This is a genomic window from Ottowia massiliensis, assembly GCF_900240305.1.
In the GTDB taxonomy this organism is placed as follows: Bacteria; Pseudomonadota; Gammaproteobacteria; order Burkholderiales; family Burkholderiaceae_C; genus Ottowia; species Ottowia massiliensis.
The window spans coordinates 2,370,604-2,386,029 of the sequence record NZ_LT964854.1 but is presented as its reverse complement, the minus strand read 5'-3'; the positions used below and the strand labels follow the sequence as shown (position 1 = coordinate 2,386,029).

Annotated in this window: 19 protein-coding genes; 6 read left to right on the top strand and 13 right to left on the bottom strand. The window is 63.4% G+C overall.

What is annotated here, in order from left to right; translation table 11 throughout:
• Window positions 1-118 precede the first annotated feature (118 nt).
• From C1720_RS10690 to C1720_RS10680, 3 genes are all read left to right on the top strand, one after another.
• Entirely contained in the window at window positions 119-706 is a 588-nt protein-coding gene (locus C1720_RS10690; RefSeq protein ID WP_102284634.1) for a LemA family protein, read from the top strand.
• Window positions 707-772: 66 nt separating this feature from the next.
• Window positions 773-1,255 (top strand): hypothetical protein, encoded by a 483-nt coding sequence (locus C1720_RS10685; protein ID WP_102284186.1) that lies wholly within the window; start codon window positions 773-775, stop codon window positions 1,253-1,255.
• A gap of 77 nt (window positions 1,256-1,332) precedes the next feature.
• Window positions 1,333-2,460 (top strand): M48 family metalloprotease, encoded by a 1,128-nt coding sequence (locus C1720_RS10680; protein WP_102284185.1) that lies wholly within the window; start codon window positions 1,333-1,335, stop codon window positions 2,458-2,460.
• 327 nt (window positions 2,461-2,787) lie between these two features.
• On the opposite strand, the gene C1720_RS10670 is transcribed toward C1720_RS10680, so the two are convergent.
• The 6 genes from C1720_RS10670 to C1720_RS13225 form a co-directional block, all read right to left on the bottom strand.
• Window positions 2,788-3,891 carry a DUF1176 domain-containing protein gene (locus C1720_RS10670; protein WP_233200050.1) on the bottom strand — a complete coding sequence of 368 codons (1,104 nt, stop codon included), beginning with the start codon at window positions 3,889-3,891 and terminating at the stop codon, window positions 2,788-2,790.
• Window positions 3,892-3,896: 5 nt separating this feature from the next.
• Window positions 3,897-4,994, bottom strand: a complete 1,098-nt coding sequence (locus C1720_RS10665) for an NADH-dependent flavin oxidoreductase (protein WP_050716317.1) — start codon at window positions 4,992-4,994, stop codon at window positions 3,897-3,899.
• 209 nt (window positions 4,995-5,203) lie between these two features.
• The gene (locus C1720_RS10660) at window positions 5,204-6,187 is read right to left on the bottom strand and encodes an ABC transporter substrate-binding protein (RefSeq protein ID WP_102284182.1); all 984 of its coding nucleotides are present in this window, start codon (window positions 6,185-6,187) and stop codon (window positions 5,204-5,206) included.
• A 154-nt stretch (window positions 6,188-6,341) separates the two neighbouring features.
• Entirely contained in the window at window positions 6,342-6,980 is a 639-nt protein-coding gene (locus C1720_RS10655) for a bifunctional adenosylcobinamide kinase/adenosylcobinamide-phosphate guanylyltransferase (protein WP_102284633.1), read from the bottom strand.
• A 61-nt stretch (window positions 6,981-7,041) separates the two neighbouring features.
• Window positions 7,042-8,448 carry a YihY family inner membrane protein gene (locus tag C1720_RS10650; RefSeq protein WP_102284181.1) on the bottom strand — a complete coding sequence of 469 codons (1,407 nt, stop codon included), beginning with the start codon at window positions 8,446-8,448 and terminating at the stop codon, window positions 7,042-7,044.
• Between the two features lie 167 nt (window positions 8,449-8,615).
• Window positions 8,616-8,834, bottom strand: a complete 219-nt coding sequence (locus C1720_RS13225) for a hypothetical protein (RefSeq protein WP_146006993.1) — start codon at window positions 8,832-8,834, stop codon at window positions 8,616-8,618.
• A gap of 43 nt (window positions 8,835-8,877) precedes the next feature.
• On the opposite strand from C1720_RS13225, the gene C1720_RS10645 reads away from it, so the two are divergent.
• Window positions 8,878-9,381 (top strand): tetratricopeptide repeat protein, encoded by a 504-nt coding sequence (locus C1720_RS10645; RefSeq protein ID WP_082202756.1) that lies wholly within the window; start codon window positions 8,878-8,880, stop codon window positions 9,379-9,381.
• A 334-nt stretch (window positions 9,382-9,715) separates the two neighbouring features.
• Here the strand turns inward: C1720_RS10645 and C1720_RS10640 are convergent, their stop codons facing one another.
• The 6 genes from C1720_RS10640 to C1720_RS10615 all read right to left on the bottom strand — a co-directional run bounded on the left by C1720_RS10640 (window position 9,716) and on the right by C1720_RS10615 (window position 13,531).
• Window positions 9,716-10,207 carry a DUF2269 family protein gene (locus tag C1720_RS10640; RefSeq protein ID WP_102284632.1) on the bottom strand — a complete coding sequence of 164 codons (492 nt, stop codon included), beginning with the start codon at window positions 10,205-10,207 and terminating at the stop codon, window positions 9,716-9,718.
• A complete protein-coding gene (locus C1720_RS10635; protein ID WP_233199932.1) occupies window positions 10,204-10,605 on the bottom strand; it encodes a DoxX-like family protein in 402 nt (133 codons plus the stop codon). Before C1720_RS10635 ends, C1720_RS10640 begins: the two co-directional genes overlap by 4 nt.
• A 263-nt stretch (window positions 10,606-10,868) precedes the next feature.
• On the bottom strand, window positions 10,869-11,894 hold the full coding sequence (locus tag C1720_RS10630) for an NAD-dependent epimerase/dehydratase family protein (RefSeq protein WP_102284179.1): 1,026 nt from the start codon (window positions 11,892-11,894) through the stop codon (window positions 10,869-10,871).
• Window positions 11,891-12,307 (bottom strand): hypothetical protein, encoded by a 417-nt coding sequence (locus tag C1720_RS10625; RefSeq protein ID WP_102284178.1) that lies wholly within the window; start codon window positions 12,305-12,307, stop codon window positions 11,891-11,893. Before C1720_RS10625 ends, C1720_RS10630 begins: the two co-directional genes overlap by 4 nt.
• Before the next feature lie 42 nt (window positions 12,308-12,349).
• Window positions 12,350-12,754, bottom strand: coding sequence for a hypothetical protein (locus tag C1720_RS13220; protein ID WP_158241709.1), 405 nt, complete (start codon window positions 12,752-12,754; stop codon window positions 12,350-12,352).
• A gap of 246 nt (window positions 12,755-13,000) precedes the next feature.
• A complete protein-coding gene (locus C1720_RS10615; RefSeq protein WP_050716320.1) occupies window positions 13,001-13,531 on the bottom strand; it encodes a GbsR/MarR family transcriptional regulator in 531 nt (176 codons plus the stop codon).
• 198 nt (window positions 13,532-13,729) lie between these two features.
• Here C1720_RS10615 and C1720_RS10610 point away from each other — a divergent pair, with 198 nt between their 5' ends.
• Window positions 13,730-14,182: a four-helix bundle copper-binding protein gene (locus C1720_RS10610; RefSeq protein ID WP_050714393.1), complete on the top strand. Its 453-nt coding sequence runs from the start codon at window positions 13,730-13,732 to the stop codon at window positions 14,180-14,182.
• 46 nt (window positions 14,183-14,228) lie between these two features.
• Here the strand turns inward: C1720_RS10610 and C1720_RS10605 are convergent, their stop codons facing one another.
• Window positions 14,229-14,522 (bottom strand): hypothetical protein, encoded by a 294-nt coding sequence (locus C1720_RS10605; RefSeq protein ID WP_146006991.1) that lies wholly within the window; start codon window positions 14,520-14,522, stop codon window positions 14,229-14,231.
• Window positions 14,523-14,780: 258 nt separating this feature from the next.
• Here C1720_RS10605 and C1720_RS13215 point away from each other — a divergent pair, with 258 nt between their 5' ends.
• Entirely contained in the window at window positions 14,781-15,143 is a 363-nt protein-coding gene (locus tag C1720_RS13215) for a hypothetical protein (RefSeq protein ID WP_146006990.1), read from the top strand.
• The last annotated feature ends 283 nt before the right edge of the window (window positions 15,144-15,426 follow it).

Sequence of the window (15,426 nt, the reverse complement as noted above, 5' to 3'; positions counted from 1 at the left end):
CAAAAAAAAGCGACATGAAAAGCCAGAATCAGACATAACATGGCCTCTTATTTGATACATTTGCAAACCTTCCAACCTCCATTGCCAGAAAGGGAAAAACGCCATGCCGGTTTCTTTCATGGGTCTCATCATCGTGTGCGCGCTGATTGCAGGCGTGCTGCTGTGGGCCGTGCGCGCCTACAACCGCATGGTGGAGCTGCGCAACCGCATCGCCAATGCCTTCGGGCAGATTGACGTGCAGCTCAAGCGCCGCCACGACCTCATTCCCAACCTGGTGGAAGTCGCCCGCAAGTACATGGAACATGAAAACGCCACGCTCACCGCCGTCATCCAGGCGCGCGGGCAGGCGCAAGGAGCCACTGCCGCCGCGCGCGCCAACCCGGGCAACGCGGCGGCCATCGGCGCGCTGGCCGTGGCCGAGCAGGCGCTCATGGGGCAGGTAGGCCGCCTGCTGGCCGTCTCTGAAAGCTACCCCGCGCTCAAAGCCGACCAGAACATGCGCGAGCTGAGCGAGGAAATCACCAGCACCGAAAACCGCATCGGCTTCGCCCGCCAGGCCTACAACGACGCCGTGCTTGACCTGAACAACGCCGTGCAGGCTTTCCCTGATGTGCTGCTCGCCCGCCTGACCGGCTTCGCCCCCGCCGCGCCGCTGGAATCCACCGCCAGCGAGGCCGAACGCGCCGCGCCGCGCGTGGCCTTCTGAACGCGCCCCAAGCCGCAAAGCGGGCCACTCCGGCCCGCTATTTGCCATTGGCATGCAGCCCTGTTCATGAAAACAAACAAGCAAATGCTCTGCGCCATGATATTGATCCTGGCGCCTGCGCTGGCCCTGGGTTTTCTGTTCTTTTCTGAACTCAGGGAAAAAGAAATGCACGAGCCTTCCATTTTCAAAAACGGGTTCCGGGCGGCATTTGAAGTTCCATGCAACCGCTTTCATGCAATGGAAATTGGCTTCGAAATTACCCCTCCGCTTCCCGTGGCTGATTTCGCGAACTTCAGCAAGGCCATTGCGGGAAATACCACGCTTTCCTTTTCGTCCCATGGCGTGACCGAGCGGCACGGCATCAATCTTCTCGAAACATCCACGGGAATGAACAGCAAGGGAATCTGGATCAAAACACTGCTTCTCAAACCCGGAAAATGGCGCTTGGCGTGCCCCGAAACCAGAGTTTTAATAGAGGCGGGAAACGTCAATTTCGACATGAGCCAGCATCGCGTCAGTATTTTCGTCTCAAAAAGCCTGGAAAAATAAGCGCCATCCGCGCTGCATATTGAACAAGGTGATTTGCAGCGGTTTTATCCAGCCATCTCCATCTGATTTCAGAAAACATGCGCTTTTTTGACCAGCAAGCCGACGCCCGCACCCGTTCCCGCCAGCTCTCATGGGCTTTCGCGCTGGCGGTGACGGCCACCGCCGTGGGCATGAACCTGGCGCTGTCGCTGCCGTGGGTCATCTGGAATGCGTTCGACCCCCATTACGCCGCGTATCCGCTGGGCTTCATGCCCATCAACATCGGGCTGACGCTGCTGCTCATCCTGGGCGGCTGGTGGATTGAAAGCAGCAACTGCCGCCACGGCGTGCGCCTGGCCGAAAAGCTGGGCGCGCGCCGCGCGCAGCCGGGCACGCGCTTTGCCGAGCAGCGGCTGGTGAACATCGTCGGCGAAATCTGCATTGCCGCGCACATGCCCGCGCCCGCCGTCATGGTGCTGCCGCGCCATGAAGGCATCAACGCCTTTGCCACCGGCACCACGCCGCTGGACTGGGCCGTCACCGTCACCGATGGCGCGCTCGAGCGCCTCACGCGCGACGAACTCATGGGCCTCATCGCCCATGAATGCAGCCACCTCAAAGAAGGCGACACCGCCCTGAACATGCGCCTGATGGGCATGGTGGCCGGCCTGGAAATGGTGTGGGACTTTGGCCGCAGCCTCATCCCTGAACTGGAGGCGGACGGCGAGCGGCGCAACAAAGACTGGCGCTGGCAGCTGCGCACCTTCCAGACGCCGCTGGCCGCGCTCGGCCTTGTTTTCGGCCCCATCATCATGGCCGTGGGCTGGCTGGGCTGGCTGGCCGGCCACATCCTGCAAGCAGCCGTCTCGCGCGAGCGCGAATACCTGGCCGACGCCCGCGCCGTGCAATGGACGCGCCAGGCCGACGGCCTGGGCCGCACCCTGCGCAAAATCCTCACCCAGCAGCAGGAAGCCGCCGCCCGGCGCCCCCTGGCCCGCCCGCTGCTGCGGCTCAGCCGCGCCTCCCACCTCTTTCTGGTGGCCGACGACGGCCAGTGGCCCACCCCCGAAAACCCGGGCCGCCTGGGCCGCTTTCTTGCCACGCACCCGCCGCTGCCCGAGCGCATCCGCCGCATCTATGGCCGCCCCCGCAGCCCCCTGCCCCTGCCGCTCATCGACCAGCGCACAGGCGAACCCGTCATTGAGCTGCCGCCCCACGCCTGGTAGGCGGCCGCAAAGCAGACCGGCTCATATTCGCTCCTTATTCAATAGCATGATGTCCTAGTGGATATTGCGCGAAGCGGCATTTCAACCCCCTTGGATTTGCTCCTGATTCTGATGTGATGCTCCCGGCGGGCGTGGCCGTCAGATGCCGCATCAGGCTGGCGCGCAAGGCGGCTTTCATGCGAGGGCATGGACGCGGCTTTTTCCGTGAGATGCCGGCATTGGCCCGGCGGAAACCGGCCAAGGCGGGGAGTGAATGGCGCTCCCGCCAGCAGGCGCTGCCGCTCCCGGCTGAATGTGCAGCCGCCAAACCATTCGAATAGGCGGCCTTTACGGTTTTCCTGAGCGGCGTTTCTTTTTGGGCGGCAACACTTGGCTGGTGTGCTGCGTAAATTCCCAAGGTGGAGTATCAGCAAATCCGTCAAAACCGCGCGCCATACCGCTGTTGCTTTTGCTGGCCAGAACAAAACGCCTGCCTGTCCACACCCAGGTTTCCCATGATTGCCCATCGCCCGGGGCCGTTTCTTTCCAGTATCCGGTAATGGTCAAAACGCCTTGTTCGTCAAGCCCATAATCGTTAGTGATATGGCTGTCAATTACGTCCACAACGTGATTCAGATCGCGAGTCAGCACGGCATAGGCATTATGGCTGTTGAAACCCGTATGCGCGCAGGGAATTTCTGCCAGCGTGAGATTGGAAGTCAGAGGGTCAAGCGTAATGGTCCGCCATTCGTCGTGACTGAACACATCGCACCCATCCAGCCTCCATTTATTCGCGTTTTCCTTTTTTTCCAGCATTTCGCGCAAGGCGGCAAATTGCGGATCGGAATGCGCCAGCACGCGCCTTTGCTCCCTGGCCGTGGCAGCCGCCGCCTGAATTTTGGGCACGGCGGCAGGCGCTCGCACGGGGCGCCGCGAGCGGCCTTTGTCAATGAGCGCGGATGGCGTGCCGCTGCGTTGCTGGTAATCGTCCATGAAGCGCAGGGCAGCAAGCGCGCCATTGCTGGAAAGCTGCCAGACCGGCCCGCCCTCAGCCGCCCAAGTGATGCTGCTGCCGCGCTTGAGTGCCTCGAGCAGCGCGGCAATTTCCTGCGGCGTGAGTATTTCATTGCGAGTGAGCGGTTTGCCGTCAATCCGCAAACTGCCGCCTTCAGGCAATGGCTCGTCGCTGCCGCGATAAATGGCAAACCAGAGGCCTGCAACCTTGGCTTGGGCGCCTGCCTTGCGATAAAAAGACAAGGTAATGAGGCGGTCAGCGCCATTAGCGTTGTAGCCTGCCGTGCGGCAGCTGCCCGTGTTATCGCAAACGGTCAGCCAGTCGCCCGTCCATAAATCGGCGGGCTTGGGGCCGGCGGTTTCAGCGGCGCCGGCTGCACGGGCGGCCAGCAGGCAAACAAGCAGCGCAAAAAACCAAAAACGGGCATGCCTATGCATGATTTTCACGCTCCCTTGACTTTGGGCAGAAATCCCGCATTCTGCATATTGCGTTTCCACAGGTTTTCGGGATAGCGGTATTTGGCTTTTTGCGCGGGGTCCAGTTCGGTTTCAATGCGGTCATATTCGCCGCTTTTCAGCAGTTCGGCCATATTGGAATTGAGCAAAACGGCGCGGCCCAGCGCGATCAGTTCCGCCGCGCCGGTGGCCCAGGCTTTTTCAATTTGCGCAGCGGTCAGCAGGCCGCCTACGGCCATGAGGGGCAGTTTGCCGCCAATATGCTGGTGCAGCAAATCCACGCGCATGCGCTGGCTGTCTGCGCCACGGCGGGCGCAGCTGAAAAAGTCGTGCAGGGAAACGTGCAGGTATTGCAGCGGCTTTTGCACAAGCGCGTCCACCAGCGCGAAGGTTTCGGTCATGGTGATGCCGTTTTCTTGCGGCTCTTCGGGCGAGAAGCGGTAGCCGATGATGAAGCCGGGGCGGCGGTGCTTTTCGCGCGCGGCCAGCACGGCGTCCGTCACGGCCAGGGGAAAGCGCAGGCGGTTTTGGCCCCATTCGTCAGCGCGGCGGTTGCTGTGGCCGGAATAAAACTGCTGCAAAAGATAGCCATTGGCGCCGTGAATTTCCACGCCGTCAAATCCGGCTTGAATGGCCCATTCGGCGGCGTGGCCGAATGCGGCGATGACGCGGGCGATTTCCGCTTCTGTCATGGCGCGCGAGCCGGTGGCGCTGTCGTCGCTGGGGGCGATTTTGTCCAGGCTGCCAATCAAATGCTTTTCCGCCAGTTTGCCGCCGTGGTGCAATTGCAAAATGGCTTTGGCGCCCTGGGCCTGAATGATTTTCGCGACTTCGCTCAGGCTGGGCACATCGGCGGCGCTGATGGCGTAAGGCTCGCCTTCAAAGGATTGGCCTTCGGGCGAAACCAGCGTGGCAGCAGCGATGAAAAGGCCGAAACCGCTGGCGCGCCCTTGCAGAAACAGGCGCTCTTCTTCGCTGATGCGCCCTTGCGGCGTGGAAGCAAAATGGGTCATCGGCGCCACGGCCAGGCGGTTTGGAATTTCAACGCCGTTATTGAAGGTGAAAGGCTGGAAAAGGTTTTTCATGGCGGTTTTGGGGCAGAGGTTGTTGAAAATGGCGCGTTTTTCCGGTTCGCCGGGCGGGCAGTTTTTCGCGCTGCCGTGCAATAACCGGCCCTGGCGTATTGTGCGTTTTCCGGTTTCAAATGGCCAGATAAATGGTCGAAAGGCGCGGAGCGCGCCCTGAAAACGGCGGGCCGCAAAGCGCTCCCGGGGCCGTCAGATATTCGGGCGCTTCAGGGCCGGGGCGTTGCGCGGGCCTCGCCAGGGCTTGCGCGCGGCGCTTTTTCGGCCAGGCAGCGGGCCATGAGGCGGGCGGCCTCGGCCATGCGGGGGCCGGGGCGGATGAGGGTGTCGGTTTCTTCGGCGTTGAAGATGCAAAGGCGCCCTTCGCGCCAGGCGGGCAGCTTTTCCCAGCCGGGGTAGGGCTGCGCGGCCAGCTGGCTGCGGCTGGTGGCCATCAGCACGTCGGGGCGGTGTTCGAGCACGTATTCGGGGTTGAGGTGCGGGAAGGGGCCTAGCGCGGCGCCCACTACGTTGCGCACGCCCAGGCGCTGGAGCGTTTCGCCGATGAAGGAGCTTTCGCCCGCTGCGTAGGGGCCGCTGCTGACTTCAAAGAACACGCTCGCGCCACGGGCCTGCGCGGGCATGCCGCGCGCGGCTTCATCCACCGCGTTTTCAATGGATTGCCATGTCTGCTCGGCCTGCCCGCCGGGCAGCGCCAGCATGGCCGCCAGCGTGTGCAGCACGCGGCGCACGTCGGCCTGCGTGCGGGTGTCGAGCTGCGCCACGCGCAGGCCCAGCGCTTGCAGGCGCGGCGCGGCGCGCGAGCCTGCGGCCATGAAAACCAGATCAGGCTTGAGCGCCAGAATGGCTTCCACGTCCGGGTCTTGCCCGCCGCCCACGCGCGGCAGCGCCTGCACGCTGGCGGGCCAGTTGGCGTAGCGGTCCACCCCTGCCAGGCGCTGGCACGCGCCCAGTGCGCAAATGCTTTCGGTGATGGATGGCAGCAGGCTCACCACGCGCTGCGGCGGCGCGGCAAAGCGCAGGAGCTGGCCGCGGTCATCCCGCGCTTCGTAGCCCTGCGCCGCCTGCGCCAGCCCGCTTGCGCCGGCCAGCAGCAGCGCCACGGCGGCCAGACGGGCCAGACGAGCCAGCCAAGCCAGATTGGGGCCGCCAGTGCAAGGCGCAGCGGCTGGCAAGCGAGGTTCAGAAATCATGGCATTTCTTTCATCAGAAAAAGGAGCGAATTCAAGGGGTGTGAAAAGGCTGTTCGCGCAGTTTCCACTAGGACATCACGCTATTGATCAAGGAGCTGAATCAGCGCTCTTTCATGCCTGCCAGCTTCGCGCGCCTTCGCTTGCCGCCGCGCGCTCATGCCTTGAGGTGCAGGGGCAGCCCAGCGGCCATGAAGGTCACGCGCTCGCAGCAGGCGGCGGCCTGCTGGTTGAGCCAGCCCAGGGCGTCGGCAAACGCGCGCGTTTCGCGCCCCAGGGGGATGACGCCCAGCCCGATTTCATTGCTCACCAGCACCAGCGGGCCGGGGCAGGCCCGCGCGGCGTCCAGCAGCCAGGCAGCCTGCGCCTGCCAGGCCGGGGCGGCGGGCGCGGCCAGAAAGGCGTCGGGCGGCTGCCGCAAGGCGGGCATGCCCGGCGGCGGCAGCATGATTTGCGTGAGCCAGAGCGTGAGGCAGTCCACCACGCGCAGGGTTCGCTCGCCGCCTGCGCCAGCAATGGCTGCGGGCAGATCGCGCCAGGCTTCTTGCGTGCGCATGCCCGGCGCCCGCTCGGCGCGCTCGCGCTGGTGGCGGGCGATGCGCTCGCGCATTTCCGGCCCGTGCGGCCAGGCGGTGGCCAGCAGCACGGCTTCATGGGTGGGGTCTGCCGCCAGCCAGCGGGCCGCCGCCTCTTCGGCCCAGCGGGATTTGCCGCTTTTCTGGCCGCCCAGCACCAGATGGGCGCGCGCGAAAACATCTGAAAGGCGAGGCGAAGAAGGCAATGGGGAAGAGGACATCAGGGCGCGAAGCATAGTGGCGCTGCCGCCGCCTGCCGCGCACAGACCACCCGCTGGCGGGCTATGGCCCGGGCGATGCGCCCCGCGCATGCTGCTCCGCTGCCCAAGCGGCCTTGCCAGCCGCTCGGCCCGGCTCCAGCAAATCCAGCAACTTCAGCGCCCGCCAGTGCCGCCACAGCGCGGGCAAGGCGGGCGGTGCGTCTGGCAAGGCATCCAGCGGCGCACCGGCGCCAGCCTGCGGCGGGGCCAGCAACAGGCGCTCCACCAGCGGCGCCAGCGGCGTGCGCGCCGGATCAGCCAGCAGCACGTAGCGCGGCAGCGGGCAGGCGCCCTGCGCGCTCAGCTGCCCCGTCCAGCCTAGCTCCTGCAAGGCTTGCAGCACGGGCGGCAATTGCAGCGGATCGGCGCGCAAAGCGGCGGCCAGCTCCATCAGCGTGAGGCCATGCGCGGGCGTGTCGCGGGCGGCGGCCAGCTGCTGCAAGGCTTCAGCGGCCAGCTGGAAAAGCCAGCCTGGCGTCTGGCCGCAGCGCAAGCGCGCGCGGGCCGCGCCTGCCGCCTCCTGCAACAAAGGCAGGCTGGCCGCAAGCACCGCGCCCAAAAGCACGATGAACCACGAAAGATGCATCCACAGCAGCAGCAGCGGCACGGCGGCGAAAGCGCCGTAAATGAGCGAATAGCTGGGCGCCTGCGCCAGATACAGTCCCATGCCCCAGCGCAGTGCAGCCAGCCCCAGCGCGGCAAAAGCGCCGCCCGCCAGCGCGTGCCGCCAAAGCACGGCCGTATTGGGCACATAGTGATACAGCAGCGCCAGCCCGCCCACCGGCAGCAGCAGCTGCAAAGCGCGCAGCGCCGCCACGGCGCCCTGCTGGGCATGCCGGGCCACCCCCGCCTTCTGCGGCAGCCAGGCCAGCCACGCGCCGGATTGCGACATCACATAGCTCGTAATCGCCAGGCTGGCGCCCAGCAGCAGCGGCCCCAGCGTCAGCGCCGCCCAATACACCAGCAGGCGCTGCCCCAGCGGGCGCGGGCGCGGCACGCGCCAAATGCCCCCTAGCGCGTGGTCGATGGTGAGCATCAGCGACAGCGAAGTGAACACCAGCACCGCCAGCCCCGCCGCGCCAAGCTGGCTGGCCTTGCCCGCAAAAGCCGTCAGGTTCTCCAGCACGCTCTGGGCAATGCCGGCCGGAATCAGGTTGCCCGCCAGCCACTCTTGCAGCGCCAGCCGCAGCCGCTCAAACGAAGGAAAAGCCGTGAAAAGCGACAGCGCCACCACCGCCAGCGGCACCAGCGCCAGCACCGTGGTGAAAGTCAGCGAGCCGGCCGTCACGCTCAGCCGCTCCTGCGCGCAGCGCCGCATCAGCACGCGCCAGGCCACCAGCACAGGCGAAGCCGCCGGATTCATGAAATGCCAGGCCAGCCTGCGCGGCAAGAAAAAAAGCCAGCGGGAAAGAGCAGCGCGTTCCGTCATGGCCGGGCATGATGCCTGAGCGCCTGCCCACAGGGCCGGGCCGACTCAAGAAGAGGAGCAAATTCAAAGGGCAGAAAAACGCCTCTTGCGCAGTCTGGACAAAGACTTGCAGCTATCAATCAAAGAGCGAAGGCTATGGTCCTCCTCTTCCTGTGCCTGCTCCTGGCTCAGGCCTTGCCGCTACCGTCTTGCAAAGCATCCGCCAGCTGCTTTTTCGTTTGCCATGGGCAGCGGGGGTGAAAAAGGAGCGGCAGAAGGTTCTTCAGGGCGGTATACAGATAATCCATGCAAACATCGCATGGCCGCACCTGACAAATTTCAGGAATATTTGAACCGGCCGTCAAACCGGGAAAGACAAAAAAACAAGGCAGCCCGGGTTTGATCATTCACGTAAGCAGAAGAAAACAGTTTGCATCAGGAGCGACCGGAATGAATACTTCTTTGTTTGATGCGGCCAATAAGGCGCTGGATTGTGGAGATGCAGATAAAGCATTTCGCCTTTTCATGCAGGATGCACAAGACGGAGGACCAGATTCATTGAATAGCATTGGTTTCTTGTATGATCATGGGCGGGGCGTGAAAAAAAACCGCAGGCTTGCCATTCAATGGTATCGCCTGGCTGCAAGCAAAGGATATTTTGTCGCATGCTTTAATCTCGGCCTTGTTTACAAAAATGCTGGGCGAAAGAGATTAGCCAGGTTTTGGTTCAAGAAAGCATATGCGTTGGGCGATTTTGACGCGGCGTATGAGCTGGGCATTTTATATGCACGCGCGCCATCCAGGCATATACCTTCCCGCAGATCAGTCAGATATTTTTTGGCAGTGCTCGGGCAAGAATGTTTGACGGATGAGCAGGCAAGGGAAATCAAGCGGTATATTGATCGTACTCTTGTTGGCAAGCGAAGTTTGATGGCAAGGGCCGGTTCTCATTGAACATTATTTTTCATTCCAGACTGTTCGCCGAACAATACGTTTCAGCCGCTTCATGCAAAGCGAATCATTGGAAGATGATATTTATCGCCTTGCATGATGCATGCAGGTGAATTTTTTCACGCTTGATTGTTCTTTTCAAAGCATGGTTGATTGCTCCGTGGAACAGGGGCATGAATCAAAAAGTGAGAAACCGGATGACAATGTGCTTGAATGCCATCCGGTATTCAGAGCGTTTATTCATCTTCAGAGCGTTTATTCATCATTCGCGCAGGCAATTCAATTCGCCTTGTCTTGAAGCAACGGGTGTGTGGCCATTGGCGTATTGGGCGCGCCTTCAGCCGCCCCACAGCGCGGGCTTGTTCACCATGAGCCAGTAGATCACGCCCATGGCTGCGAAGGCGGGGTAGCCCAGCGCCTCCCAGCGGCGGGCGTAGCGCCAGTAGAGCGGGGGCAGGGGCGCGCCCTGGGCGTGGGCGGCTTGCGCCATGCGGGCCATGCGCAGTTGCAGCCAGACGACGGGCAGCCAGCATGCGCCGGCCAGGGCGTAGAGGGCGAGGGTGAGCGCGATCCACGGCGCGCCCAGCGGCCAGCCTGCGGCGTGGGCCAGCCACAGGCCGCTGGCGGGCTGGATGAGGATGGCGGGCGTGGTGAACCACCAGTCGGCGCGCACGAGCAGGCGGCTGACGACGGCCTGGGCGGCCACGCTGCCGCTGCGGTTGGCAAAGAACATGTAGAAGGCCGAGCCAAAGCCCGTGCCCACCATGAAAACGCTGCTGACGATGTGCAGCCACTTGACGGCCAGATAGAGGCTGAAGGCGTGGCTCATGGCGCGCGCCTCCACAGCACGGCCAGGATGGCGAGGATGGGCAGGTTCTTGCTCAATGGCCCGATGGGGTGCAGCCACAGCGCGGGCAGCAGCGCCGTGGCGGTGAGGGTCAGGCCAATGACGCTGGCCGCCGCCAGGGCATAGGCGGCGCGGCCGGGCCGCCAGATCAGGGCCAGCGCCAGCGCGGCGTCCAGCGCCACGCCTGCGGCGATGAGGGCGTGCGCCAAGGGCAGCGAATGCACGCCGCCTTGCCGCAGCAGCGCCAGGCTCTGGCCGTTGCATTCCAGCAGGCTGGCGGCGATGGTGATGAGCCAGACGGCGATCAGGCTTGCGCGCAGCAGGCGGGCGTCGTCAGGCGAATGGGGGCGCAAAGCAGTGGGCATGGCGGGAGAGGTCATGGCAGGCAAAGGCGGAAACGGGGCCGGCTGGCGTTGGGCCAAGCGCGGCTGCGGGCTTCTTGCCGTCAGGCCATGAAGAAGGCCGCAGGTCATCAGAAACAGGAGCAAATTCAGGGGCCGTGAATTCCGCCTCGCGCAGATTTCACCAGGACGTATTGCTATGGAAACATGAGCGAATTCAGCCGGGCTGGGCGTTCCGCCTGCTTCAGGCGTTCCGGGCGCTGAAGCGCGCGGGCATGCAGGCGCTCCGTGCGTTCTGTGGCTCATGGCGCGCCTCCTTCGTCTCTGCCGTTTTGAGGCTTTCGCACCCCGGGCGCGTCCGCCTGGGCGGCAGCGGCCAAAGCCTGCATGAATTGCGCGGGGGCGGTGGCGGGGCGGCCCAGCAGCTCCGATAAAGCTGCGGGGCTGGCCACATTGCCGGCAGACAGCAGGTGCAGCGACTGGGTGCACCACGGCGAAAAGGGCAGCGCGTCGCCCAGGCGGGCGCTGGCGCGGGTGATGCAGGCGGGCAGCGCCAGCGCGCGGGCGGGCGGGCGGCCCTGACTGGCGCGCAGTTGCTGGATGTAGGCGGCCAGCGTCAGCGGCTGGGGGCCTGCCAGCTCCAGCAGGCCGGTGAGGGGGCGGGCGTTCGCCGCATGGCTGGCGGCAGGGCTTGCAGCCAGGCGGGCCACGGCTTCGGCCAAATCCCACACGGCCAGGGGCTGCACGCGGGCGGTGAAGGCGCAGCGCGGCAGCGCGAGCACGGGCAGGCGGGCCAGGGCCAGAAAAAGGCGGGTGCTGGCGCCGCCCGCGCCAAAAACCAGGCTGGGGCGCAAGGCGATGCCATCGAGCCGCCCCTGCGCAGTGAGGGCGAGCAGGCGCTCTTCGGCCTGGCGCTTGGTGCGGGCATAGGGCGTGCGGGCGGCGGGGCCGCCGCCGTCTATGCCCAGGGCGGAGATGTGGATGACGCGCCGCACGCCACTGGCCGCGCAGGCTTCAAACAGGGCGCAGGGCGCATCCGCATGCAGCGCCTGCATGGGGCGCGCGCGGCTGTCGCGCAGCACGCCCACGGCATTGATGACGGCGCTGGCGCCTTGCAGCAGGGGCTGCCAGTCGCTGGCATGGGTGGCGCGGGTGTAGTCCACCGCCGGGGCGCTGCGGCGGCTGGCGGGGCGCACTTGCCAGCCGGCGGCCCGCAGGGCGCAGGCGATGTGGCGGCCAATGAAGCCGCTGGTGCCGCACAGCAGTGCAAGGGGCGGGGCAGCGGATGCGGCGGATGCGGCGGATGGAGTTGCGGCTTGGGCGCTCATGAGCTGGACTCCCCGTCTTCAGGCCAGCACACAGCGGGCGCGGGCACGGCCCCAGGCGGGCGGCGGGCGGCCAGCAGGGCCGCCACGTGCTTCCACACATTGAAAGCAATGAAAGACACGCTGGCAAACACGCCGCCTGACACCAGCAGCAGCCCGCGCCGCAGGGCCTGCATGGGGTGAATGGCGTCGAAATCGCCCCACAGCAGCACCAGCAGGGCCGTGCCGCTGATGGCCAGCACATAGGCGGCGCGCGTCCAGAAATCGGCGGCAATGGGGCCGCTGCCCTGCCCGTCGTCACACAGGCGGCCAATGGTCTGCATGAGGATGGGGCGCAAATAGCGCATGGCGGCCAGCGGCCCGGCGACGGCAAGCGCCAGGCAGATGAGCAAAGCGGCAAAGGGGGACAGGGACATGGTTTTCTCCGGTTGGGTTGAGGCAATGCATTCGCTACCGCATCAATGGCGCAGGGCTTTTCCGTTTTTGCAGGGACGTTTCGCGGTTTTGGAACCTGCCCGGAGCCTGGCCGTGAGGGGGCGCAGACCGCCTGAAGGCCGCGCTTTTCGCGCCTGTCGGCAGCCTTTGAACAGGTTCTTGAGCTTTCGTGTCTGCTCCTTTTCTTGATGCGCCTGGGCGGCATCGGCCTGGCTGGCCGGGTTGGCGCAGCTGTTTTCATCAGTCATGGCAGTTGCTTTCAAAATTTCAGTTGAAAATGAAAATGATGGACAAAAAAGGGGTGGCGCGCCGCAGCGCGAAGCCTGAAGCCCCGCTCCAGCCGCTGTCCGCAGCCCGGCCAGCGGCGAAGCCAAAGCGCCCGCGCCGCGAAACAAGAGCGGGCCAGCCCGGCGAAGGGGTGAAAACAAAGGCGCCATCGTTCAGAGCTTTATCAAAAACAGAAGCAAATTCAAAGGGTCAAAAATACCGTTCCTCGCAGATTTCACCAAGACATCATGCTATGAAGAAAGGAGCTAGAAAAAGCCGTACGCCCGCCGTCTGCGCCTGGCGCCATTGCGAAGCGCTGAACCCTTCGCGCCGGCGCCCAGTCCTGCCTCAGTCCGGCTTGTCGCGCACGAAGCGCTGAACCCTTCGCGCCGGCGCCCAGTCCTGCCTCAGTCCGGCTTGTCGCGCACGAAGCGTTGCACGCTCGCGCCCAGGCGCAGCACTTTCTCCAGCGTGTGGGGCGACAGGCGCAGCATCTCCTCCGTCCACGCGCCCAGCGCCTGCATCAGGCGCAGCGTTTCACGCACGCGGTCTTGCGCCTCGGGCGGCTCCTGGGCGAAGTCTTCGCGCGCGGCCAGCTCGGCCAGCAGGCGCGTGGTGGGGTCGAACTCGCGCTCCTTGCGGCCGCGCACGATGGTGCGAAACAGCTCCCACACATCGCCCGAAGTTTCGAAATAGTCGCGCCGGTCGCCCAGCGTGTGGGTCACGCGCACCAGGCCCCAGTTCTGCAATTCCTTGAGGCTGTTGCTCACGTTCGAGCGCGCCACGCCCAGCGTGGCCGCCAGCTCCTCGGCGTGTAGCGGCCTGCCGTGAATGAACAGCAGCGCGTGAATCTGCGCCACCGTGCGGTTCACGCCCCAGGCCGAACCCATCTCGCCCCAGTGGATGACGAAGCGTTGCTGAATGTCAGTGAGTTCCATGAGCGCGGATTGTAGGCTGGCTGAAATTTCTGTCAATAGTGAAATTTGGAACGTGAAGCGCCCTGCCCTGCTGGCCCGCGCGCTTGCGGAAAGCCATTCGTCACGCATGCAATTCAGGTTTCCCCTAATATCCGCGCCGGTGCGGCCAATCCGGGCCGCATCTGTTTTTTTGATCTTTCATTTGTGAGCCATATCAACATGAACCGTCGTTCATTCGTGGGCAGCGCCGCTGCCGTCTCCCTTGCCGCCCTGTCGGCCGCCGCCATCGCCGCCGAAGAGCACCAGCACGGCGACCACGCTGCCGCCAAGGCCGCGCCCAACCCCTATGACGCCGCCCGCCTGGCCGCCGCCCACTGCCTGAGCGCCGGTCAGGTGTGCCTGGACCACTGCATTCGCCAGCTCTCCAAGGGCGACACCAGCATGGCCCAGTGCGCCAAGAGCGTGAACCAGATGCTGGCCCTGTGCGGCGCGCTGCAAAGCCTGGCCGCGCAAAACTCCGCCCTCACGCCCGCGCTAGCCAAGGTTTGCGCCAAAGCCTGCAAGGAATGCGCCGACGCCTGCAAGGAGCACGCCGCGCACCACGCCGAATGCAAGGCTTGCCACGAGTCTTGCCTGGCCTGCATCAAGGAATGCGAAAAAATCGCCGCCTGATGCGCTGATGCGGCCCCGGAAAGGCGCGGCAGGCCCGAAACGGGCGTCATGCCTTTTCTTTCCGGATATTTCTGAAAAATCCGCTGCCGGCCCCGCCGCCCGCAGCGGATTTTTTCATGCCCGCCATTTGGCGCCTCAAGCCGCTGCGGATATAAAGCGCCCATTCACAAAAGGCTGATGCCAGAAATGCGTAAACAAATGCGAACACCAGCGCGGCAAGCCAGAATTTATCCCGCGTTCCGCCGCCCAAAATAAACATCATGGCCGGGGCAATCAATAAGGCCGCCGCCATTCGCTGCCACCATTTTGTTTTTATATTGAGGCATTCATAGTATTTCAACAAAGATTCTATGGAGCTGCTGGCAATAGCGCTGGTTGCGTTGGCGCTGTTTGAAACATTAGTCGTCCTGAATATAAATTTTTACCAAACCAAACTTCGCCAATACCAAAATATATAGACATCTTGAAATGATAAACAGGAAGGGCAGCAAACATACTACGATAAACATCGCCAACAAACTATTAGTGTACTTTGCTGTAAACAGTAATAAATGACCAGACAACCATATGCTGAGCACAGTAAAAATTACATCGAAAAATGAAAATCCACGCATATCTTATTGATCCCCTAAAAAAAATACACGCCTACAACCAAAGACGCCATTTTAAGCTTTTGCCCGCGCGCGAAAATAAAAAGCGAAAACGGTTCGAACTGGCCAACGAAATTCCTCATGGCGTGAAAAAAGATTTTCTTTCCCTGACATGGGTGCGAAAAATCATTCAGAAAATCCTTGCGAATACCGGAAAACGCTGTTTCCCGAATATCTTTCCAACTCGCCAGAGTGCAGCCAGCCCGATTTTGCTGCGTCCTGATCCAATATCCATGCTCTCCGTCCATTTGAATTTCCATTATGCATGCCAGGCAGGCGCAAAAACAGGGCCTATCCGAATGGCGGGGTGAAATGATTGGAGACGGCATGAGCGGCATCCGGGCAGGCCGTTGCGCGCTTGCGCCATGAGCCTGTGCAGGCAGACAAGCGGCGAAGGGAGCAAAGCGTCGTTTTTCGCTCCTTGATTCATAGCAAGACCTCCCCGCCGAATGGGCGGGAACGCCGGTTTCAAGCGGCGCGAATTCGCTCTTTTTTTAATGCACGCTGCCGCTTCCGGCAGCGAAGGCGCGGCCTGCGGCGGCTACAGACGCTTACATCCGCCGCTGCGCCGATAGAATTTCCCCTTTTTCGACT